This is a genomic window from Halorubrum distributum JCM 13561 (assembly GCF_000337395.1).
Taxonomy (GTDB): Archaea; Halobacteriota; Halobacteria; order Halobacteriales; family Haloferacaceae; genus Halorubrum; species Halorubrum distributum.
In genome coordinates this window covers 1-22,885 of the sequence record NZ_AOJF01000035.1, presented here as the reverse complement: position 1 = coordinate 22,885, position 22,885 = coordinate 1, and the positions used below count along the sequence as shown (strand labels likewise).

General features: G+C 69.5%; 18 protein-coding genes and 3 tRNA genes. 16 read left to right on the top strand and 5 right to left on the bottom strand.

The window, feature by feature from the left end; all coding sequences use genetic code 11:
• Window positions 1–18: 18 nt before the first annotated feature.
• The 3 genes from mutS (at window position 19) to azf (ending at window position 4,258) form a co-directional block, all read left to right on the top strand.
• A complete protein-coding gene (gene mutS, locus C470_RS08345) occupies window positions 19–2,814 on the top strand; it encodes a DNA mismatch repair protein MutS (RefSeq protein WP_008366580.1) in 2,796 nt (931 codons plus the stop codon).
• Window positions 2,815–2,883: 69 nt separating this feature from the next.
• Window positions 2,884–3,234 carry a cell division protein SepF gene (locus tag C470_RS08340; protein ID WP_004599105.1) on the top strand — a complete coding sequence of 117 codons (351 nt, stop codon included), beginning with the start codon at window positions 2,884–2,886 and terminating at the stop codon, window positions 3,232–3,234.
• A gap of 121 nt (window positions 3,235–3,355) precedes the next feature.
• Window positions 3,356–4,258 carry an NAD-dependent glucose-6-phosphate dehydrogenase Azf gene (azf, locus tag C470_RS08335; protein ID WP_004599104.1) on the top strand — a complete coding sequence of 301 codons (903 nt, stop codon included), beginning with the start codon at window positions 3,356–3,358 and terminating at the stop codon, window positions 4,256–4,258.
• 14 nt (window positions 4,259–4,272) lie between these two features.
• Here azf and C470_RS08330 read toward each other — a convergent pair whose 3' ends face one another.
• Window positions 4,273–4,938, bottom strand: coding sequence for a DUF309 domain-containing protein (locus tag C470_RS08330; protein WP_008366577.1), 666 nt, complete (start codon window positions 4,936–4,938; stop codon window positions 4,273–4,275).
• A 143-nt stretch (window positions 4,939–5,081) separates the two neighbouring features.
• A complete protein-coding gene (locus C470_RS16310) occupies window positions 5,082–5,369 on the bottom strand; it encodes a hypothetical protein (RefSeq protein ID WP_239638578.1) in 288 nt (95 codons plus the stop codon).
• A 463-nt stretch (window positions 5,370–5,832) separates the two neighbouring features.
• Here C470_RS16310 and C470_RS08320 point away from each other — a divergent pair, with 463 nt between their 5' ends.
• Complete coding sequence (locus C470_RS08320) at window positions 5,833–7,668, top strand: cation:proton antiporter domain-containing protein (protein WP_007995379.1); 1,836 nt, start codon at window positions 5,833–5,835, stop codon at window positions 7,666–7,668.
• Window positions 7,669–8,186: 518 nt separating this feature from the next.
• Here the strand turns inward: C470_RS08320 and C470_RS08315 are convergent.
• Window positions 8,187–8,259: transfer RNA gene (locus C470_RS08315), tRNA-Arg, on the bottom strand.
• Window positions 8,260–8,507: 248 nt separating this feature from the next.
• Between C470_RS08315 and C470_RS08310 the strand changes: the two genes are divergently transcribed.
• From C470_RS08310 to C470_RS08300, 3 genes are all read left to right on the top strand, one after another.
• Entirely contained in the window at window positions 8,508–10,013 is a 1,506-nt protein-coding gene (locus tag C470_RS08310; RefSeq protein ID WP_193365835.1) for a single-stranded DNA binding protein, read from the top strand.
• Between the two features lie 97 nt (window positions 10,014–10,110).
• Window positions 10,111–10,542, top strand: a complete 432-nt coding sequence (locus tag C470_RS08305; RefSeq protein ID WP_004599099.1) for a histone family protein — start codon at window positions 10,111–10,113, stop codon at window positions 10,540–10,542.
• The gene (locus C470_RS08300) at window positions 10,543–11,547 is read left to right on the top strand and encodes a histone deacetylase family protein (RefSeq protein WP_008366571.1); all 1,005 of its coding nucleotides are present in this window, start codon (window positions 10,543–10,545) and stop codon (window positions 11,545–11,547) included.
• A 212-nt stretch (window positions 11,548–11,759) separates the two neighbouring features.
• Here C470_RS08300 and C470_RS08295 read toward each other — a convergent pair.
• A tRNA-Asp gene (locus tag C470_RS08295) sits at window positions 11,760–11,832 on the bottom strand.
• Window positions 11,833–11,862: 30 nt separating this feature from the next.
• Window positions 11,863–11,935 (bottom strand) — tRNA-Asp (locus C470_RS08290).
• 278 nt (window positions 11,936–12,213) lie between these two features.
• On the opposite strand from C470_RS08290, the gene C470_RS08285 reads away from it, so the two are divergent.
• The 9 genes from C470_RS08285 (at window position 12,214) to C470_RS08245 (ending at window position 22,577) form a co-directional block, all read left to right on the top strand.
• Complete coding sequence (locus tag C470_RS08285) at window positions 12,214–12,444, top strand: DNA-directed RNA polymerase subunit H (protein ID WP_004599097.1); 231 nt, start codon at window positions 12,214–12,216, stop codon at window positions 12,442–12,444.
• Window positions 12,441–14,006 (top strand): DNA-directed RNA polymerase subunit B'', encoded by a 1,566-nt coding sequence (locus C470_RS08280; protein WP_004599096.1) that lies wholly within the window; start codon window positions 12,441–12,443, stop codon window positions 14,004–14,006. The genes C470_RS08285 and C470_RS08280 overlap by 4 nt, the downstream gene beginning before the upstream one ends.
• A 2-nt stretch (window positions 14,007–14,008) precedes the next feature.
• Window positions 14,009–15,838: a DNA-directed RNA polymerase subunit B gene (gene rpoB / locus C470_RS08275; RefSeq protein ID WP_004599095.1), complete on the top strand. Its 1,830-nt coding sequence runs from the start codon at window positions 14,009–14,011 to the stop codon at window positions 15,836–15,838.
• Entirely contained in the window at window positions 15,839–18,772 is a 2,934-nt protein-coding gene (locus C470_RS08270) for a DNA-directed RNA polymerase subunit A' (protein WP_159369024.1), read from the top strand.
• On the top strand, window positions 18,765–19,979 hold the full coding sequence (gene rpoA2 / locus C470_RS08265) for a DNA-directed RNA polymerase subunit A'' (protein ID WP_007345760.1): 1,215 nt from the start codon (window positions 18,765–18,767) through the stop codon (window positions 19,977–19,979). The genes C470_RS08270 and rpoA2 overlap by 8 nt, the downstream gene beginning before the upstream one ends.
• Window positions 19,979–20,398: a NusA-like transcription termination signal-binding factor gene (locus C470_RS08260; protein WP_004599091.1), complete on the top strand. Its 420-nt coding sequence runs from the start codon at window positions 19,979–19,981 to the stop codon at window positions 20,396–20,398. The genes rpoA2 and C470_RS08260 overlap by 1 nt, the downstream gene beginning before the upstream one ends.
• Before the next feature lie 44 nt (window positions 20,399–20,442).
• Window positions 20,443–21,288, top strand: a complete 846-nt coding sequence (locus C470_RS08255) for a DUF7537 family lipoprotein (RefSeq protein ID WP_008366564.1) — start codon at window positions 20,443–20,445, stop codon at window positions 21,286–21,288.
• 210 nt (window positions 21,289–21,498) lie between these two features.
• Complete coding sequence (locus C470_RS08250; RefSeq protein WP_004599087.1) at window positions 21,499–21,927, top strand: 30S ribosomal protein S12; 429 nt, start codon at window positions 21,499–21,501, stop codon at window positions 21,925–21,927.
• The gene (locus C470_RS08245; RefSeq protein WP_004599084.1) at window positions 21,924–22,577 is read left to right on the top strand and encodes a 30S ribosomal protein S7; all 654 of its coding nucleotides are present in this window, start codon (window positions 21,924–21,926) and stop codon (window positions 22,575–22,577) included. Before C470_RS08250 ends, C470_RS08245 begins: the two co-directional genes overlap by 4 nt.
• Window positions 22,578–22,885 lie beyond the last annotated feature (308 nt).

The window sequence follows — 22,885 nt, the reverse complement described above, 5'->3', positions numbered from 1 at the left end:
CGGCGGGAGTACGGACATATGGCAACGGGGATCGTCGGGGAGTTCCTCGATCTCAAGGCGGAGACGGACGCGGACGTCCTCGCGATGCAGTGCGGCGACTTCTACGAGTTCTTCGCGGACGACGCCGAGCTGGTCGCCGACGAGCTCGACCTGAGCATCTCACAGAAGTCCTCCCACGGCTCGTCGTACCCGATGGCGGGCGTGCCCCTCTCGGAGCTGACGCCGTACGTGAACGCCCTCGTCGAGCGCGGCTACCGCGTCGCGGTCGCGGACCAGTACGAGACCGACGGCGGCGACCACGCCCGCGAGATCGTCCGGGTCGTCACGCCCGGTACTGTCCTCGAGACGAGCGACGACGACGCGCGCTACCTCGCCGCGGTCGTGCGGGACGAGGGGAACGATTCCGACGCCGACAGCCCCTACGGGCTCGCGTTCGCCGACGTGACCACGGGGCGGTTCCTCGCGACGACGGTCGACGACGGCGGCGATCTGCGCGCCGAGCTGTACCGGTTCGACCCCGCGGAGGTGCTCCCCGGGCCGCGCGTCCGCAACGACGACGAGCTGCTCGAGGCGGTCCGCGAGGACCTCTCGGGACGCGTGACCGCGTTCGACGCGGAGGCGTTCGCGACCGGCCGCGCGCAGCACGCCGTGCGCGAGCAGTTCGGCCGGGAGACGACCGACAGCGTCGGGCTCGACTCCGAACTCGCGGTCCGGGCCGCGGGCGCGGTCCTCTCGTACGTCGAGGAGACGGGCGCGGGCGTGCTGGCCTCGATGACGCGGCTCACCGCGGACGGCGCCGACGACCGCGTCGACGTCGACGCGACCACCCAGCGCAACCTCGAGATCACGGAGACGATGCGGGGCGACGCCGACGGCTCGCTGTTCGACACGGTCGACCACACCGTCACCGCAGCCGGCGGCCGGCTGCTCCGCGAGTGGCTCACCCGGCCGCGACGCGACCGCGAGGCGCTCGCGGCCCGCCTCGACGCGGTCGAGGCGCTGGCGTCCGCGGCGCTCGCCCGCGACCGGGTCCGCGAGGTCCTCGGCGACGCCTACGACCTCGAACGGCTCGCGGCGCGCACGACGAGCGGAAGCGCGGGCGCGCGAGAGCTGCTTTCCGTCCGCGACACGCTCGCGCTGCTCCCGGACCTCGCCGACGCGATAGGGGGGACCGCCCTCGCCGACTCGCCCGCGGCGGCCGTCCTCGACCGCGTCGACCGCGAGCGGGCGGCCGCGCTCCGCGAGGAGCTCGCCGAGGCGCTCGCCGAGGACCCGCCCAAGGCGAAGACGGGCGGCGGGCTGCTGAAGGCGGGGTACGACGGGGAGCTCGACGAGCTGATCGAGCGTCACGAGGAAGTGAAGTCGTGGCTCGACGGCCTCGCGGAGCGCGAGAAGCGGAAACACGGGCTCAGCCACGTCACCGTCGACCGCAACAAGACGGACGGCTACTACGTCCAGGTGGGGAAGTCGGTTGCCGACCAGGTGCCCGAACACTACCGGGAGATCAAGACGCTGAAGAACTCGAAGCGGTTCGTCACCGACGAGCTCGCGGAGAAGGAGCGGGAGGTCCTCCGCCTGGAGGAGGCCCGCGGCGAGCTGGAGTACGACCTGTTCGAGGAGCTGCGCGAGCGCGTCGCCGAGCGCGCCGAGCTGCTCCAGGACGCCGGGCGGGCGGTCGCCGAGCTCGACGCGCTCGCCTCGCTCGCGACCCACGCCGCCCGGCGGGACTGGACGCGCCCGGAGCTGACGACGGAACGCCGGCTCGACGTCGAGGCCGGGCGCCACCCCGTCGTCGAGGGGACGACCGACTTCGTCCCGAACGACCTCCGGCTCGACGCCGAGCGCGGCTTCCTGATCGTCACCGGGCCGAACATGAGCGGGAAGTCGACGTACATGCGGCAGGCGGCGCTGATCCAGCTGCTCGCGCAGGCGGGCTCGTTCGTCCCCGCCCGCGCGGCCGAGGTGGGGCTCGTCGACGGCATCTACACCCGCGTCGGCGCGCTCGACGAGCTGGCGCAGGGCCGGTCGACGTTCATGGTCGAGATGCAGGAGCTGTCGAACATCCTCCACTCGGCGACCGCGGACTCGCTCGTCATCCTCGACGAGGTCGGCCGCGGCACCGCCACCTACGACGGCATCTCCATCGCGTGGGCGGCGACCGAGTACCTCCACAACGAGGTCCGCGCCCGGACCCTCTTCGCCACCCACTACCACGAGCTGACGACGCTGGCCGACCACCTCCCTCGTGTCGCGAACGTCCACGTCGCCGTCGACGAGCGCGACGGGGAGGTGACGTTCCTCCGCACCGTCCGCGACGGCCCGACGAACCGCTCGTACGGGGTTCACGTCGCGGACCTCGCGGGCGTCCCCGACCCCGTCGTCTCGCGCGCGGACGAGGTCCTCGACCGGCTCCGCGAAGAGAAGGCCATCGAGGCCCGCGGCTCGCGGAGCGGGGGGAGCGGCGACGGCGCGGGCCCGGGCGACGGCGACACAGGGGGCACACAGCAGGTCGTCTTCGACCTCTCGTCCGGATCGTTCTCGGAGGGCGCTGACGCCGACGGGAGGTCGGCGGCCGACGCCTCGACCTCGGAGGCGGGTCGAAACGGAGCGACCGCCGGATCGACGTCGCCCGGTTCCGACGCAGCCGCGGAGGCCGCGGGCGACTCCGTCGAGACCACGGAGGCCGCGGCGGCCGACCGGCTCGACCCCGAGACCCGCGCCGTGATCGAGGAGCTGAGCGACGTCGACGTGGCGTCGACCCCCCCGGTGGAGCTGCTCTCCCGGGTCCAGGAGTGGCAAGAGCGGCTCGACTGACCGCGGCGCGGGACGGACGCGGGTGCGTCTGACGTAAGAACTAATGTCTAACCTCGTCGTGTGGTGTGTATGGGCATCATGAGCAAGATCCTCGGCGGAAGTGGGAGCCGCTCCGTCGACGATTACGTCGAGCTCGACGCGGACGACTTCGCCGACGCGCACGCGGAGACGGGCACGCAGGTACACTTCGCCGAGATCGGCGACCAGAGCGACGTCATCCCGATCAAGGACGCGGTGTACGACGGCGACTTCGTCATCGCGGACATCACCCGCCACTCCACGTCGGACCGGACGATAGAACACGTCTACGACGAGCTCCGTCAGGTGGTCCAGGAGGTCGACGGCGACATCGTCCAGAAGGGCGACGACCAGATCATCGTCACCCCGACCGGCGTGAAGGTCTCCCGGCAGAAGCTGTAAGCGCCGCGGTCCGGCGGTCTCGGTCCGCCTCTCGGTCCGTCGTCGCGCTTTTCCACACCCGATTCGGTCCCACCGGTCGAACCGTGTCATATATGCCGTTCTCCCGCCCACGTAGAGTCGAATGGACGAGCCGGTCCTGCTGACGGGCGCCGGCGGACGGGTGGGACAGGCCATCCTCCGCGGTCTCGGCGACGAGTACGACTGGCGGCTCCTCGACCGCGAGCCGCTCCCGGCCGCGAAGGTGCCCGACGGGGTCACCGACGCCGACCGGTACGTCGCCGACATCACCGACGAGCGCGCCGTCCGCGAGGCGGTCGGCGACGTCGGCGCGGTAATCCACCTCGCCGGCGACCCCCGGAAGACGGCGCCGTGGGACTCCGTCCTCCGGAACAACATCGACGGGACGCAGGTCGTGATGCGCGCGGCCGCCGACGCGGGCGTCAAGCGGTTCGCGTTCGCCTCCTCGAACCACGCCGTCGGCGGCTACGAGACCGAGGACCGCACGCCGGACCTCTACCGCCCCGAGGACGACTACCGGCTCGACGGCAGCGAGCTCCCCCGCCCCGGGAACCTCTACGGCGTCTCGAAGGCGGCCGGCGAGTCGCTCGGGCGCTTCTACCACGACGAGTTCGGAATGAGCGTCGTCTGCGTCCGCATCGGCAACCTCACGAGAGACCACCCGCCCCGCGAGTACGAGCGCGGGCAGGCGATGTGGCTCTCGCACCGCGACTGCGCGCACCTGTTCGACCGCTGTCTCCAGGCCGAGTACGGTTACGAGATCGTGTACGGCATCTCGAACAACGACCGTCGCTACTACTCCATCGAGCGCGCCCGCGAGGCGCTCGGCTACGACCCCGCCGACAACTCCGCCGACTACACCTTCGAGGGCAAACCCAAGTCCGACAGCGACACCGAGACGAACGGCGGTCGCTACGACGGCGACTCGTTCGCGTCGGACGCCGATCGGCCCGCACCCGAGTCGCCCGCCGAACCCAACTTCCCCGCCGACCCGGACGACGCCTGACCGGCCCGAAGCGCTCAGAACAGCCCGTCGACGTCGTGTCGCTTCCGCGCCTCCCGATCGACGTGATCGCCCAGCCGCGCGGCCACCTGCGGCCGCGCGTCCGGCGTCCGGAGGTACGCGAACAGTAGTTCCGCGAATTCGGTTTGTCCCGTCCCGCGCTCCTCGCGAGCGAACTCCGCCGCTCTCGCGAGCGTAGCCGGGTCGCCCGGCTCGCCACCCCTCGCGAGCGCCGGCCCCGCGAGCCCGGCCGCGTCGAGCGACAGACCGCCGAATTCCGGCGTCTCGTCGTCGATACGGACCCGTGGCGCGGTCGCCGAACCCGTGTCTCTCGGAGCCGCAGCGAGCCGCTCCGCCCACTCTCGAACGGGACCAAGCGCGACCCCGCGCGGATCGGAGACGCTCGCCAGCGCCGCGACGGCGTCGGCCGCGCGCTCCGTCGCCCCGGACCGGTCGCCGTCGCTCGCGCGGTGCGCCGCCGCCGCGGTCGCGGCCAGCCCCCGGAGCAGTCGCTCGACGTCGTCGCTGTCGTCGCCGTCCGATGGTTGCCGTTCACCTTCCCAGACGTCGCGGGCGGCGAGGAACTGCCCCTCGTTGAACAGCGCGGCGCCGGCGGTGATCACGACTGACGCGGAGAGCGGCTCGCGCGCGCTCCGGTCCGGATCGGAGTCGCGGTCGGTCACGCCTCGGGGTCGACGGCGGCGAGTGATAAATGCCGAGTTCTGGGGTCGACAAGGCGGAGGGGGAAGCGTCAGCGGGGAAGCGGAGGGGGAAGCGGAGGGGGAAGCGTCAGCGAGTGCGTCGGTCGTCGCCCGTGCCGGACACGTCAGGCCTCTCGGACGGCGCCGTCGTCGTCCGGCAGGCGGAACGTCCGGTCGACCGCGGTCGGGTAGCGCCGGTGAAGCGCCGCGCCGGCGACGGCGCCGCAGAGGGCCGCCAGCGCGACCGCGGCGGCGATCGGGAACGAGAGGCCGGCGACCGTCGCCACCGGCAGCGCCGCGAAGGCGATCATCGCGCCGCACGACGGGAGCGGTTCGGCCGGGTGCGGCGTCGCGTGCGGGTCAGGGTGGTCGGGGTGGTCGGTGCGTCTGGAGGGGGATCGGTCTGCGTTCATCGACGGATGTGGATCGTGGCGCGAGGCGTGCGCCTCGCAGTTGGCGTCGGTTCGGCCGCCGGCGACCGCACCGCGCGGTCTCCGGGCGGCGAAGCGGGGTCTCGGGGCGCCGGGGAGAAGACGGCGCTCGCCGCGGCGGACGAGCGGGCCGTCCCCGCGTCGGGGTCACGCGGCGACGGCGCCGAGGAGAGCGGCGACCGGTCCGCGGGCCCGTTTCCGGACGCTCCGGCGGGGGGCGAACGTCGGGGTGGGATCGCGGACGATCATGGTATCGACCCGGCGGTGGGGGACCGGCCGGGCGTGGTACCACCGACAGACGGAACCGAGTTAATAGTTGTTCGTGTGTGCGAAGCAATAGCGTGCTCTCCCCGTCGCCCCGATCCGGCCGACCGGAGCGCCCACCAGTACACTAAGGGGGGCGGAGCGTGTATCGACGACAGACGTGTCCAGTAGCCTGCTGCCGGTGATCGCGGTGATACTCGTGTCGGGGCTCGCCGTCCAGCTGCTCGCTCACCGGCTCCGGGTGCCGAGCGTCATCTTCTACCTCGCGATCGGGGTGGTGTTGGGGCCCGAGCTGCTGGGGTTGGTCACGCTGGAGACGTTCGGCGACGGACTGGAGATCATCGTCGGACTCAGCGTCGCGATCATCGTCTTCGAGGGGGCGTTCGCGCTCCGGATCGACCGGATCCGGCGCGCGTCGACGGTGTCGCTCCGGCTGGTGACGATCAGCGCGGTCGTGATGTTCCTCGGCACCGCGGCGGCGGTCCGCGCGTTCACGGACGGCACGTGGGAGATCGCGCTGCTGATCGGCGCGCTGCTGGTGGCGACCGGCCCGACCGTCATCACGCCGATCCTCAACGTGGTCCGGGTGCGGGACCACGTCGCGACCGCGCTGGAGACGGAGGGGATCGTCAACGACGTGACGGCCGCGATCGTCGCGGTCGTGATCTTCGAGACGCTGCTGCTCGACGACCTCGGCGTCCCCGCGACGGTGCTGTCCTTCCTCCAGCGGTTCGGCGTCGGCGTCGCCGCGGGGCTGCTCGCGACCGTCATCATCTACGTGTTGCTGGACAGCGACCTCGTCCCCGAACGCGACGTGCAGGCGTCGCAGTTCCTCGTGCTGTCGGCCGCGATCGGCTCGTTCGCGGCCGCCGAGGCCGTCGCCGCGGAGGCGGGCATCGCGGCCGCGGCGACGAGCGGGATCCTCCTCGGGAACCTCGGGATCGACAACCGCGAGGAGATAGAGACGTTCGCGGAGAACACCACCACGATCGTCTTGTCCTTCGTGTTCATCTCGCTCGCGGCGCTGATCGACGTCGAGGCGATCGCGGGGCTCGGACTCGGCGTGGTCGCGCTCGTCGCCGTCATCATGTTCGTCCTCCGGCCGCTGGGGGCGTTCCTCGCGACCGTCGGCGTCGAGCGGTTCACCCGGCCGGAGCGGCTGTTCATCGCGAGCGTCGGGCCGCGGGGGATCATCCCGGCGAGCGTGGCGACGCTGTTCGCCATCGAACTGGAGCTCGCGGGCAGCGTCGCCGCCGGCGAACTGCTCGTCGGCACGGTGTTCGCGGTCATCTTCGCGACGGTCCTCGTCGAGGCGGGGCTCGCGCGGCAGATCGGAGAGTTCCTCGGAGTGTCACCAATGCGCACGATAATCATCGGCGGGGGTCGGGTCGGCCAGGCGCTCGCCACGCGACTGGAGAACAGGGGGGAGTACGTCGTGGTCGTCGAGTCGGACCCGGACGTCGCCGAGCGGGCGCGCTCGGAGGGGTACACCGTCTACGAGGGGGACGGCAGCGACACGGAGACGCTGCGCGGCGCCCACATCGAGGACGCCAAGCGGTTCATCACGACGACGAGCGACGACGACATCAACCTCCTGGCGTGCCAGCTCGCGATCACCAAGTTCGACGTCGCCTCGGTGTACTCGCGGGTGAACGACCCGGACAACGTCGACGCCTTCGACAGCATCGGCGTGACGGGTATCGACGCCACGACGGCGACCGCGGTGGCCATCGACGACGAGATCGAGCGGCCCGCGCTCACCCACTGGATGAACGAGCTCGGCGACAGCCACGACGTTCAGGAGGTCGAGGTGACCTCCCGGGAGCTCGCGGGCAAGACCATCCGCGACCTCAACGCGCAGATTCCGGACGGCACCTTCGTCGCCGTGGTGAGTCGCGACGGCGAGAATCACGTCCCCTCGGCGGACAGCGTCCTCGAAATCGGTGACCACGTGACGTTCATCGGCGACACGGACGCGGTCCGCCGCGCGATGGACCGCTTCCACCCGCACGATTAAGAGGTGGACTATGTTGTTCGGGCCGTTCGCGGAGGGACGACTGAGGCAGATGACCTAACGCTGAATCGTTTTGAAACCGCCGACGAGAGCGCGGCGAACACCGCCAAAGCCCCAGTCGCGAGGACTCGGTGCGCTCGCTGCGGTCCTCAGTCGGTCGCTAACGCTCCCTCCTTGCGGTCCTTGCTTCGCGCGCCTTCGTCCTCGTGACTGCCCCTTTGAGTCCCCCCGCGCCGCACAGCACCGCAGCCTCACGCCGCCCCAGCCTCGTCGGTCGCCGTCGCTTCGCTCGGCGACCGACTCCAGCGCGGGACCTTCGGTCCCTCTGGCAGCCGGCGCGTAGCGCCGGCGACCTCGCGCGTGCTCCTCACGGCCGCGGTGGCGGCCGCTCGGAGGCGCACGCCGCTCTTTATTTATGAACGAGCGTCCTGACGGAGTCTCACGCGAGCGAAGCGAGCGTGAGGCACGTCAGGACGTGAACGCAGCGGCTGTCGAACGAAGTGAGACAGCCGCAAAGTGAACGTCCTGACGGAGATTTGAACTCCGGTCCCTGGCTCCGCAAGCCAAGAGGATAGTCCACTACCCTACCAGGACTCATCTCTACGTATCGCGGTAGAACTTAAGACGGTTACGGTCCGGCGGCCGCGTGCCTGCCGTCCGCACGGTCTCCCCGCGTCGGATGAACACCTTTTGTATCGACGGGCCCCATGAGCCTCTATGAGACGCCTTCGAGCCGCGACCGCGACCCGCGTCGGTCGCCCCGCCGACCGGTCGGGTTCCGGCGCGGACCCCGGGCAACGGCAACGCTTATGCGCGACCTCGCAGACCACGGAGGGACGAGCATGGGAGCCATAGAGGAGGTGTACGAGGACCTCGACACCGACGTCGAGTTCGAGGAGTTCGAGGCCGCCGTCGAGGACAAGGTCGAGCAGATGGGCGGGCTCGCGGACGAGGAGACCGCCGCGATGCTCATCGCGCACGAGCTCCGCGACGAGGAGGCCGACACCATCGCCGACATCGAGCCGGGGATGAACGACGTGAAGTTCCTCGGGAAGGTGACCGCCATCGGCGAGGTCCGGACCTTCGAGCGCGACGACGAGGAGGCCGAGGAGGGCCGCGTCTGCAACGTCGACGTCGCGGACGCCTCCGGCTCCGTCCGGGTCGCCCTCTGGGACGATATGGCCGCGGCGGCCGAGGAGGAGCTGGAAGTCGGGCAAGTCCTCCGCGTCATGGGCCGCCCGAAGGAGGGGTACAGCGGCCTCGAAGTGAGCGCCGACAAGGTCGAACCGGACGAGGACGCCGAGGTCGACGTCCAGGTGCTCGACACCTACCGCGTCGAGGACCTCACGCTCGGCGCCTCCGACGTCGACCTCGTCGGCCAGGTGCTCGACACCGACTCGATCCGGACGTTCGACCGCGACGACGGCAGCGAGGGGCGCGTGGCGAACCTCACGGTCGGCGACGAGACGGGCCGCGTGCGCGTGACGCTGTGGGACGGCAAGGCCGACCTCGCCGAGGAGTTCGAGGCCGGCCAGGTCGTCGAGGTCGGCGACGGCTACGTCCGCGAGCGCGACGGCGACCTCGAGCTCCACGTCGGCGACCGCGGCACCGTCGAGCGCGTGGACGAGGACGTCGAGTACGTCCCGGAGACGACCGATATCGCCGACCTGGAGATCGGCGAAACCGTCGACGTCGGCGGCGGCGTCATCGAGACGGACCCGGTGCGCACCTTCGACCGCGACGACGGCAGCGAGGGGCAGGTCCGCAACGTCCGGATCAAAGACGAGACGGGCGAGATCCGCGTCGCGCTGTGGGGCGACAAGGCCGACCGCGAGATCGAACTGGCCGACCGCGTCGTCTTCACCGACGTCGAGATCCAGGACGGCTGGCAGGACGACCTCGAGGCGTCCGCGAACTGGCGCTCGACCGTCACGGTCCTCGACGAGGGGAGCGACGCGGCGGCCGGCGTCGCGGACGGAGCGGCCGGATCCGACGGCTCGGGGGGGAACCGGGCCGGCGGCGACGGGGGCGATCGCGGCGCGGACGAGACCGGTCTCGGCGCCTTCGCCGAGGACGGACAGAAGGCGGCCGCCGAGGCCGTCGCCGGCGAGAGCGGTGAGGACGAGGGGGGCAGCGCGAGCGGCGGCGCCGCGGCCGCGACGGCGGAGCGGTCGAGCGAGGGCGTGGAGTTCACCGGGACGGTCGTCCAGACCGGCGACCCGGTCGTCCTCGACGACGGGCAGCGGACGAAGACGGTGGACACCGACGCGAGCCTCCGGCTCGGCGAGGAGGTAACCGTCCGCGGGCCGGAGCGCGACGGCACCATCGACGCCGACGACGTCTTCTGACGCGGACGCGTCCTCTGGCCCCGACGGTTCCCGTCCGGATCCGGCGGGGATGCGGCTAACGGAAAGCGTTATACGATACACGGACGCGACTGTGTGTATGAGTGTCGAGTTGCCGTTCGCGCCGGTCGACGGGATCATCCGGCGGAACGCGGGGGAACTCCGCGTCAGCGCGGACGCCGCCGAGGAGCTCGCGCGACGGATCCAGTCGCACGGCGCGGAGCTGGCCGTCGACGCGGCCGAGCGGGCGACCGCGGACGGTCGAAAGACGCTGATGGCCGCGGACTTCGGCGTCGAGCAGGTCGTCAGCCGGGAGGACCTCACGCTGCCCGTCGCGCCCATCGACCGGATCGCTCGGCTCCGGATCGACGACCGGTACCGGGTCGGCGTCGACGCGCGGGTCGCGCTGGCCGACATCCTGGAGGACTACGCCGACAACGTCGCGAGCGCGGCCGCGACGCTGGCCCGCCACGCGGACCGACGGACGGTACAGGCCGAGGACATCGAGACGTACTTCGCGTTGTTCGAGTAGATGCGGTTCGGCTACAGCGACCGGTGTCTCGACCACGACACCGGCGAGCGACACCCGGAGAACCCGGACCGGCTCCGCGCGATCCGCCGCGGCCTCGCGAAGCGACACGGCGTCGAGTACGTCGAGGCGGAGCCCGCCGAGAAGGCGGCGGTCACGGCGGTCCACGACCCCGACTACGTCGACGAGCTGGAGTCGTTCGTGGCGGACGGCGGCGGGAGCTGGGACCCCGACACCGTCGCCAGCGACGGGACGTGGGACGCCGCGCTCACCTCCGCCGGGCTCGCACAGTGGGCCGCCCGCGAGGCGCTTACCGGGTCGACCGGCCGACAGACGCCGTTCGCCGTCGGTCGCCCGCCGGGCCACCACGCCGTCACCGACGACGCGATGGGGTTCTGCTTCTTCAACAACGCCGCGGTCGCGGCCCAGACCGCGCTCGACGAGGGGCTCGCGGACCGCGTCGCGATCTTCGACTGGGACGTCCACCACGGGAACGGGACGCAGGACATCTTCTACGACCGCGGCGACGTGTTCTACGCGTCGATCCACGAGGACGGGCTGTACCCGGACACGGGCGACCTCGACGAGACCGGCGAGGGAGACGGCGAGGGGGCCACCGCGAACCTCCCGCTGGCGGCCGGCGCCGGCGACGCCGACTACCTGTACGCCGTCGACGAGGGGATCGCGCCCGCGGTCGACAGATTCGACCCCGACCTGCTGATCGTCTCGGCGGGGTTCGACGCGCACCGCCACGACCCCATCTCGCGGATGCGCGTCTCCTCGGAGGGGTACGCGCTGTTGACCGATCGGATCCGGTCGCTCGCCGACGACGTCGGCGCCGCCAACGCGTACGTGCTGGAGGGCGGTTACGGCCTCGACACGCTCGCTGAGGGCGTCTCCATGGTCCACGAGACGTACGACGGGCGGACGCCCGTCGCGACCGACGAGGACCCGGACGCGAAGACCGAGACGCTCGTCGACGACCTGCTGGCTGAACTGGACCTGTAGGTCGGGAGCGGAACCGCCGTCGGATGCGCTTGTTCCTACCGCTCCTCGTTCGTTGTTGCGGCAGCGAAAGAGGCCCGGAGCGGGATTTGAACCCGGAGGACTTCGCTCACTGCGTTCGCTCGTCCTCAGATTCAAATCCCTTCGTCTGCGTTCGTCGACGCCGGACTCGCTCGTCGCTGACGCTCCTCGCTCGTAGTCGGCGTCGACAGGAACGCCCGGAGCGGGATTTGAACCCGCGTCACGACCGTGACAGGGTCGTATGATGGGCCACTACACCATCCGGGCAAACAAGCGACAGCGCCCCGAAACCGGGGACGCCCGGAGCGGGATTTGAACCCGCGTCACGACCGTGACAGGGTCGTATGATGGGCCACTACACCATCCGGGCTTGTCGCATCAGTTCGTACCCCTGTCTGGCAAATAAGGCTTGTCATCCCTGACGGGAGTGCGGGTCGGTGACAGGGAATCGGGGCGTCCGAGCCGCGACGCCGAGGGGGAAATGGGGGTCGCGGCCGGTATGCTTTTGTGCCGACCTCGCCTGTGTGGGAGTGTCGAACGCCCCGCGACTCGTGAGCCGCGCGCGGCGGCGCTTGGTAAGTCTTATGCCGCTGGCGTATATACGTATCTGTAGTATCTCGTGATAGCTTCTCCCCACCACCAGCACCCATGGTAGACGTAAGCCAACACGAACTCGTCCCGGACCACGTTCTCCTTGACGACCCCGAGGAGGTCGAGGAGGTCCTGGCGGAGTACGACGTGAAGAAAACGAATTTACCGAAGATCAAACGCACGGATCCCGCGCTCCCCGACGAGGCCGAGGTCGGCGACGTGGTGAAGATCGTCCGCGACTCCCGAACGACCGACGAGGCGGTCGTGTACCGACTGGTCGTCTCATGAACAGGCAAGACCGACGCGTGGTTTCACGCGAGTACTTCTCGGACGAACGGCTCGCCGAACATCACTTCCGCTCGTTCAACAACTTCCTGGACCGCGGCATGCAGGAAGTCGTCGACGAGAAGGAGACCATCGAGACGGACATCGGCGATAAGGAGGGCCAGGAGCCGGTGTACGTCGAGCTCGGCGACGTGCGGATGGTCACCCCGCGCGTCCGCGAGGCCGACGGCTCCGAGGAGCTGCTGTACCCGCAGGAGGCGCGCCTCCGCAACATCACCTACTCGGCGCCCGTGTTCATGGAGATGTCCATCGTGCGCGGCGGCGAGGACGAGCCCGAACAGGTCGTCGACACGACCGAGACCAAGGTCGGCCGGATGCCGATCATGGTCGGCTCGAACAAGTGTAACATGGCGGGCTTCTCCGACGAGGAGCTCATCGACATCGGCGAGGACCCCGTCGACCCCGGCGGCTACTTCATCGTCAACGGCTCCGAGCGCGTGCTGATGACCTCGGAGGACCTGGCGCCGAACAAGATCCTCGCGGAGTACGACTCGAAGTACGGTGACGAGATCCAGGTCGCCAAGACGTTCTCCCAGCGCCGCGGCTACCGCGCGCTGGTCCTCTGTGAGCGCAACCGCGAGGGGCTGCTCGAAGTGTCGTTCCCCTCCGTCTCCGGCTCCATCGACTTCGTGACGCTGGTCCGCGCGCTCGGGCTCGAATCTGACGAGGAGATCGTCCACCGCGTCTCGGACGACCCCGAGATCGTGAAGTTCATGCTGGAGAACTTAGAGGAGGCCGACGTCCAGACGACCGAGGAGGCCATCGAGACCCTCGGCGAGCGCGTCGCCTCCGGCCAGGGGAAGAACTACCAGCTCAAGCGGGCGAACTACGTCATCGACCGCTACCTCCTGCCGCACCTCCACGAGGAGGGCGTCGACGAGGAGGACGTGCGGATCAACAAGGCGTACTACCTCTGCCGGATGGCCGAGGCGTGCTTCGAGCTCGCCCTCGACCGCCGGGAGGCCGACGACAAGGACCACTACGCGAACAAGCGCCTGAAGGTCTCCGGCGACCTCATGCGCGACCTGTTCCGCACCGCCTTGAACAAGCTGGCGCGCGACGTGAAGTACCAGCTCGAACGCGCCAATATGCGGAACCGGCAGCTCACCGTCAACACGGTCGTCCGCTCGGACGTGCTGACCGAGCGGCTCGAACACCCGATCGCGACGGGGAACTGGGTGGGCGGCCGCTCGGGCGTCTCCCAGCTCGTCGATCGGACGGACTACATGGGCGTGCTCTCGCACCTGCGGCGCCTGCGCTCGCCGCTGTCGCGGTCGCAGCCGCACTTCGAGGCGCGGGACCTCCACGCGACCCAGTGGGGTCGCATCTGTCCCTCCGAGACGCCGGAGGGACCGAACTGCGGGCTCGTGAAGAACTTCGCGCAGGCGATGGAGCTGTCGCAGACGGTCGAGGACGAACAGGGGCTGAAACGAGAACTGGCGTCGATGGGTGTCGAGGGGATCCCCGGCATCGAGGGCGTCGAACGACAGACGGCGGACGACTGATCATGGCACAAGCAGAACGCGAAGCGAAGGTGTACGTCAACGGGAGCCTCGTGGGCACCCACGAGAACCCGGACGAGCTCGCCGAACAGATCCGAGAGGCGCGCCGCCGCGGCGACGTCAGTGAGATGGTGAACGTCTCGGTGAAAGACCGGACCCGCGAGGTCATCGTCAACGCCGACGCGGGGCGGGCGCGGCGCCCGCTCATCGTCGTCGAGAACGGCGAGCCGCTCCTCGGCGACGAGGAGATCGAGGCGCTCGAACGCGGCGACGTCGAGTTCGAGGACCTCGTCGAGCGCGGCTACGTCGAGTTCATCGACGCCGAGGAGGAGGAAGACATCCTCGTCGCCGTCGACGAGGAGGACGTGACCGAGGACCACACGCACCTCGAGATCGACCCGCAGCTCGTCTTCGGTATCGGCGCGGGGATGATCCCGTACCCCGAACACAACGCGAGCCCCCGAATTACGATGGGCGCGGGGATGATGAAGCAGTCGCTCGGGCTCCCCTCGGCGAACTACCGGATCCGGCCGGACACGCGCCAGCACCTCCTCCACTACCCGCAGCTGGCGATGGTGAAGACGCAGACCTCCGACCAGATCAGCTTCGACAAGCGGCCGGCGGCGCAGAACTTCGTCGTCGCCGTGATGTCCTACGAGGGGTTCAACATCGAGGACGCGCTGGTGATGAACCAGGGCTCCGTCGACCGCGCGCTCACCCGCTCGCACTTCTTCCGGACCTACGAGGGCGAGGAGCGCCGGTACCCCGGCGGCCAGGAGGACCGCTTCGAGATCCCGGACCAGGACGTGCGCGGCGCCCGCGGCGAGGACGCCTACACGCACCTCGACGAGGACGGCCTCGTCAACCCGGAGACGAAGGTGGACGAGTCCTCGGTGCTGCTCGGCAAGACCAGCCCGCCGCGCTTCCTCGAAGAGCCCGACGACATGGGCGGGCTCTCCCCCCAGAAGCGCCGCGAGACATCCGTCACGATGCGCTCGGGCGAGTCGGGGGTCGTCGACACGGTGACGTTGATGGAGGGCGAGGACGGCTCCAAGCTCTCGAAGGTGAAGGTGCGCGACCAGCGCGTCCCCGAACTGGGCGACAAGTTCGCGTCCCGACACGGACAGAAGGGCGTCGTCGGCCACCTCGCGCCCCAGGAGGACATGCCGTTCACCGAGGAAGGGGTCGTCCCGGACCTCGTGATGAATCCGCACGCGCTGCCGTCGCGGATGACGGTCGGCCACGTGCTGGAGATGCTCGGCGGGAAGGTCGGCTCGCTCCGCGGCTCGCGGGTCGACGGGACGCCGTTCCAGGGCGAAGACGAGGAGGAGCTCCGCGGTCAGCTGGAGGAGTACGGCTTCGAGTCCTCCGGCAAGGAGGTCATGTACTCCGGCGTCACCGGCGAGAAGATCGACGCCGAGATCTTCGTCGGGACGATCTTCTATCACAAGCTGTACCACATGGTGTCGAACAAGCTCCACGCCCGCTCGCGCGGGCCGGTCCAGGTGCTCACGCGCCAGCCGACCGAGGGGCGCGCCCGCGAGGGCGGGCTGCGCGTCGGGGAGATGGAGCGCGACACGATCATCGGCCACGGCGCGTCGATGGTGCTCAACGAGCGGCTGCTGGAGTCTTCCGACGCCGAGACGGTCCACGTCTCCGCGGAGACCGGCCTCGTCGCCGTCGAGGACCGCGAGCAGCGCCGCGTGTACGACCCGGTCACGGGCGACGAGGACGACATCCACGAGCTGGAGGTCAGCTACGCGTTCAAGCTGCTGCTCGACGAGATGATCGCTCTCGGCATCCGACCGAAACTCGAACTGGAGGACGCGATTTAGATGTCAACGCAAACACCGAAAGTGCTCGGCGGGATCGACTTCGGCCTCATGGACCCGGAGACGTACCGGGACATGTCCGCGACGAAGGTGATCACGGCCGACACGTACGACGACGACGGCTATCCGATCGACATGGGGCTGATGGACCCGCGACTGGGCGTCATCGACCCCGGCCTGGAGTGCCGCACCTGCGGCTCCCACTCCGGCTCCTGTAACGGCCACTTCGGCCACATCGAGCTGGCGGCGCCGGTCATCCACGTGGGCTTCACGAAGCTCATCCGGCGGCTGCTCCGATCGACGTGCCGCGAGTGCGGGAAGCTCGCCTTGGACGAGGCGCAGCGCGACGAGTTCCGCGACCGCTACGAGCGGGCGAAGGAGCTCGGCGACGACGAACACGACGTGCTGAAGGCCGCCGTCCGGCAGGCCCGGAAGGCGTCCACCTGTCCGTTCTGCGGCGAGCCGCAGGCGGACATCAAACACGAGAAGCCGACCACGTACTACGAGGTCCAAGACGTGCTCTCGGGCGACTACTCCGAGCGCATCGCGGCCGCGATGCAGCCCGACGAGGAGGAGGACGATCCGGGCACCTCCCCGCAGGAGCTCGCCGACGAGACCGACATCGCCGTCGACCGGATCAACGAGATCATGGCCGGCGAGTTCCGCCCGCGCAAGGAGGACCGCCGCGCCATCGAGAAAGCGCTCGACGTCGACCTCACCGAGGAGGACATGAACAAGCTGATGCCCTCGGACATCCGCGACTGGTTCGAGGACATCCCGGACGAGGACCTCGAGGTCCTCGGTATCGACTCCGAGCACTCCCGCCCGGAGTGGATGATCCTGACGGTCCTCCCCGTCCCGCCGGTGACCACCCGCCCCTCGATCACGCTGGACAACGGCCAGCGCTCCGAGGACGACCTCACCCACAAGCTGGTCGACATCATCCGGATCAACCAGCGGTTCATGGAGAACCGCGAGGCCGGCGCCCCGCAGCTGATCATCGAGGACCTCTGGGAACTGCTCCAGTACCACGTCACCACCTTCGTCGACAACGAGATCAGCGGGACGCCGCCGGCGCGCCACCGCTCCGGTCGCCCCCTCAAGACCCTCAGCCAGCGGCTGAAGGGGAAGGAGGGCCGCTTCCGCGGCTCGCTCTCCGGGAAGCGCGTCAACTTCTCCGCCCGGACCGTCATCTCGCCCGACCCGACGCTCTCGCTGAACGAGGTCGGCGTCCCCGACCGCGTGGCGAAGGAGATGACCCAGACGCTCAACGTCACCGAGCGCAACGTCGAGGAGGCGCGCCAGTACGTCCGGAACGGGCCCGAGGCCCACCCCGGCGCGAACTACGTGCGCCGCCCCGACGGGCGCCGGCTGAAGGTGACCGAGAAGAACTGCGAGGAGCTCGCCGAGAAGGTCGAGGCCGACTGGGAGGTGAACCGTCACCTCGTCGACGGCGACATCGTGATCTTCAACCGGCAGCCCTCGCTGCACCGGATGTCCATCATGGCCCACGAGGTCGTGGTGATGCCGTACAAGACGTTCCGGCTCAACACCGTCGTCTGTCCGCCGTACAACGCCGACTTCGACGGCGACGAGATGAACATGCACGCGCTGCAAAACGAGGAGGCCCGCGCCGAGGCGCGCGTCCTCATGCGCGTCCAAGAGCAGATCCTCTCGCCCCGCTTCGGCGGGAACATCATCGGCGCGATCCAGGACCACATCTCCGGCACCTACCTGCTCACCCACTCCAACCCCGAGTTCTCGGAGACGCAGGCGCTGGACCTGCTGCGCGCCACCCGCGTCGACGAGCTGCCCGAGGCCGACGGCGTCGACGACGACGGCCGCGAGTTCTGGACCGGCCGGACGCTGTTCTCGGAGCTGCTCCCCGACGACCTCGACCTCTCCTTTACCTCCTCGGCGGGCGACAGCGTCGTCATCGAGGACGGCCAGCTGATCGAGGGGACCATCGACGAGGACGCGGTCGGCGCGTTCGGCGGCGAGGTCGTCGACACGCTCACCAAGGAGTACGGGGAGACCCGCGCCCGCGTGTTCATCAACGAGATCGCGTCGCTGGCGATGCGCGCGATCATGAACTTCGGGTTCTCGATCGGGATCGACGACGAGTCGATCCCGCCGGAGGCCGAAGAGCAGGTCGACGACGCAATCGAGAGCGCCTACGACCGCGTTCAGGAACTGATCTCGACGTACGAGGCCGGCGAGCTGGAGTCGCTCCCCGGCCGCGGCGTCGACGAGACGCTGGAGATGAAGATCATGCAGACGCTCGGGAAGGCCCGCGACTCGGCCGGGGAGATCGCCGACCAGCACTTCGGCGACGACAACCCGGCGGTCGTGATGGCCCGCTCGGGCGCACGCGGCTCGATGCTGAACCTGACGCAGATGGCCGGCTCGGTCGGCCAGCAGGCGGTCCGCGGCGAGCGGATCAACCGCGGCTACGAGGACCGGACGCTCTCCCATTACCGGCCGAACGACCTCTCCTCCGAGGCGCACGGCTTCGTGGAGAACTCCTACCGCGGCGGGCTCACTCCGCAGGAGTTCTTCTTCCACGCGATGGGCGGCCGCGAGGGGCTCGTCGACACGGCGGTCCGGACCTCCAAGTCCGGCTACCTCCAGCGGCGGCTCATCAACGCGCTCTCCGAGCTGGAGGCGCAGTACGACGGCACGGTCCGGGACACCTCGGGCCGGATCGTCCAGTTCGAGTTCGGCGAGGACGGCACCTCGCCGGTGAAGGTCTCCTCCGGCGAGGAGGACGGCATCGACGTCGACGGCATCGTCGACCGCGTGGTCGACGCCGAGTTCGCCTCCGACGAGGAGAAAGAGCGGTTCCTCGGCGAGCGCGAGCCGCCGACGAACCTCTCGGAGCACGCCGGGCCGGGGCTGAACAAGGCCGGCGGGCCGGGGGTGGAGTCCGATGACTGAGTACGACCACGTCACCGACGACATGGAGGCGGTCGTGGAGGCGACCGAGCTCCCCCGCCGGCTCAAGTCGAAGGTGTACGAGGCGATAGACCGGAAGGCCGAGGAGGCCGGCGAGGTCACCATCGAGCAGGCGACCGACGTCGTCGAGGGCGTCGTGAACCGCTACGAGCAGACGCGGGTCGACCCCCTCGACCCGGTCGGCACCGTCTCCGCGCAGTCGATCGGCGAGCCCGGGACGCAGATGACGATGAACACGTTCCACTACGCCGGCGTCGCGGAGATCGACGTCACGCAGGGGCTCCCCCGGCTCATCGAGCTGGTGGACGCCCGGAAGACGCCGGACACGCCGATGATGACCGTCCACCTCGACGGGGAGTACGCGACCGACCGCGAGAAGGCGCACGAGGTCGTCTGGTCGATCGAGGCGACGCGCATCCTCGCGCTCGGCGACGTGTCGACGAACGTCGCCGACATGCTGGTCCGGATCGACCTGAACGACGACACGCTCTTGGAGCGGTGGCCCACCCACTCCGACCCGACGGAGGTCGCGGAGATCATCGCCGAGACGATCGAGGACTCGCTGGGCGTCGACGCCCGGCAGGCCGGCACGGTCATCGAGTTCGGCCCCAACGAGCCGAGCTACCGCGAGCTGCTCCAGCTCGTCGAGCGGCTCCGGGAGATCGTGTTCAAGGGGATCGAGGAGATCGAGCGCGTCGTCATCCGGAAAGAGGAGATCGACGGCGACGAGGAGTTCGTCCTCTACACCGAGGGGTCCGCGTTCGGCGACACCCTCGACATCGAGGGCGTCGACGCCTCGCGGACGACGTGTAACAACATCCACGAGATCTACCGCAACCTCGGCGTCGAGGCGGCCCGCGAGACGATCATCGACGAGACGAAGAACACGCTCGAAGAGCAGGGGCTCGACGACGTGAACGTCCGGCACCTCATGCTCGTCGCCGACATCATGACGAACAACGGCGAGATCGAGTCGATCGGTCGGCACGGCATCTCCGGCAACAAGGACTCGGTGCTCGCGCGCGCGGCGTTCGAGGTGACGGTCAACCACCTGCTCGACGCCGCGATCCACGGCGAGTACGACGACCTCGACGGCGTCATCGAGAACGTCATCGCCGGCAAGCCCATCTCGATGGGGACCGGCGACGTCGACCTCCGGATGGGGTCGCGCGTCGTGAGCGACGACTAATGTACGTCGAGCTCTCCGACGAGGCGCGGCAGTACATCGGTCGGTTCGACGAGCTGACCGGGGTCACGCCGACCGACTGCCTCGTGGAGGGCGACCGCCTCGTGTTCGTGGTGCCCGCCGGCGAGATGGCGGCCGCGATCGGCCAGGGCGGCGAGACCGTCGCGGAGGCCGAGCGGCGGCTCGACAAGTCGATCGAACTGGTCGAGGACGCCGACACCGCGGAGGCGTTCGTCGCGAGCGCGCTCGCGCCCGCGGCCGTCAACGCGGTCACCATCTCCGAGCAGAACGACCGCGTGGCGTACGTCGAGGTCCAAGAAGCGGACCGCGGCGTCGCCATCGGCGCTGAGGGCGCGAACATCGAGACCGCCCGCCGGCTCGCGGAGCGGCACTACGACGTCGACGACGTTCAGCTGACTTAAAACCGAACCCGCGCACTTTTGCCCGCCGACCCGTTTGTCGACCCATGGACCGCAGACGCCTCCTCGCCGGTCTCGGAACCGCCGCCGCTGTCGGACTCGCCGGCTGTTCCGGCGACGGCGACGACAGCGGCGGCGGCAACGGAGACGGCGACACTGTCGACCGGCCGTTCCCCGACGCCGCGTGGCGCGACGGTGACGGACTCGACGTCGAGACGCTGGCGACGAGCCACGCCGACGCGGCGGTCGAGGCGGGCGGGGCGACGCTGTTCTCGACGGCGGAGACGAGCCACGACGGCGGCGAGGACCCCACGCCGTGGCTTCCCTCGCAGGAGTACGAGTCGCGGTACGACCTCGAAACCCAGCGGTTGTACGTCAGGGTGGCGGTGACCGAGACCGACGCGTCGGACGTCTCCGAACTGTACGCGGCCGACGGCGATGCGCTGTTTCGCGTCGAGCGGGAGTCGGGCGTGGAGTACGGCCGCCGGTCGATCGACCGGTCGTCGGGCGAACTCGAGTCGGCGATGCGCACGGAGATGGCGACCGGGATCCGCGTCGAGGGTGGGGCCTCGGACGTCGAGACGGAGTACGAGGGGCTGAACCTCTGGAACCCGACGAGCGACGGGGCGGGCGAGGTGCGCGGCGAGGAGACCGCGCGGTTCGCGGCAGACGCCTTCGAGGGGGACCGGAACATCCCTGAAACGGTCGAGACGGCGTCCGCGACCGTCCACGTGTACGAGTCCGGCCTCGTCCCGCGGCTCGTCCAGTCGTGGGCGGGCGAACACGACGGGCAGGCGGCGACCGTCGACGTCGACATCGACTACCGGGACCTCGGCGCGACGGTGTCGGAGCCGGCGTGGGTCGAGACGGCGCGCGAGGAGACGAGCGGCTGATACCCGAACCGTTCTGTGGAATTCCATCCGAAACGACGGGCGCTCTCGCCGGCTTACCGGCTCAGCGGGAGCGAACGCCCGTCGTTTTCGGTCGAGCCGATCCGTGAAACACTCTCAGATCCGTCGAGAGGTACCGCTCGGGGGATCTGAGGGCGTTTCGCGGCGGAGAAAGACGACGCTTAAGTAGCTCCGTTCGGAAGTAGGCGTACGATGGCGAACGGCAAGTACGCGGCCCGTAAGCTCAAAAAGGACCGGCAGAAGCGCCGCTGGTCCGACTCCGAGTACGCTCGGCGCGAGCGCGGGCTCAAAAAGAAGTCCGACCCCCTGGAAGGTGCCCCGCAGGCGCGCGGCATCGTCCTCGAGAAGGTCGGCATCGAGGCAAAGCAGCCGAACTCGGCGATCCGAAAGTGCGTCCGGGTTCAGCTCATCAAAAACGGGAAGCAGGTCACCGCGTTCTGTCCCGGTGACGGCGCGATCTCCTTCATCGACGAGCACGACGAGGTCACCATCGCCGGGATCGGCGGTGCGAAGGGTCGCGCGATGGGCGACCTCTCCGGCGTCAACTACAAGGTCGAGAAGGTCAACGGCGTGTCGATGATCGAACTGGTTCGCGGGAACGCGGAGAAGCCGGTCAGATGAGCGGCGAGGAGACCGAGGCGCCGTCCGAGGAGGACGTCGCCGCCGACGAGCCGGACCCGGACGCGCCCGCCTCCAGCGAGGCCGCCAACGAGAACGCCAAGCTGTTCGGCGTCTGGGACGTCACCGAGATCGCCTACGAGGACCCCTCCACGAAGCGATACATGACCGTGACGCCCATCGCGCACACCATGGGCCGTCACGCGTCCAAGCAGTTCAAGAAGTCCGAGATCTCCCTGGTCGAGCGGCTGATCAACCGCCTGATGCAGACCGACGAGAACACGGGCAAGAAACAGCAGGCGACGCGGATCGTCCGCGACGCCTTCGACATCGTCCACGAGCGGACCGAGGAGAACCCGGTCCAGGTGCTCGTGACGGCCGTCGAGAACGCCGCGCCCCGCGAGGAGACCGTCCGCCTGAAGTACGGCGGCATCTCCGTCCCGAAGGCGGTCGACGTCGCGCCCCAGCGCCGCGTCGACCAGGCGCTGTTGTTCATCTCCGACGCCGTCGCCAGCGCGACGTACAAGTCGACGACCGCCGCCGCCGAGGCGCTCGCGAACGAACTCGTCGCCGCCGCCGACTACGACGTCGAGGGCTCCTACTCCATCTCGCAGAAGGAGGAGCGCGAGCGCGTCGCCGCCGCGGCCCGCTAACGCCGGTTCAGCGTTCGGACCGACGGGACGCGTCACGCGGTTTTTCGTTTCGATCCCACCCGCGGAGCGGTGGTGCCGTTCGGCGTTGCGGTGTGTGGATCGAGCGAGGGTGGCGAGCGATTAGCGGAGTGGGTAAATCAGACCGGTTGCTGTGAAACGCTATTTAAATAGCCGTGAGCGGTAGCGACGTTCGCTTATAAAAGATGGGCGGTGGCGCGTGCCTGCGAGCGGGCCGTAGGCCCGCGAGTAGCACGCGCGAGGGAGTCGGTGGTCCGGAGCGAAGCGGAGGACCACCGACGAGGCTGGGG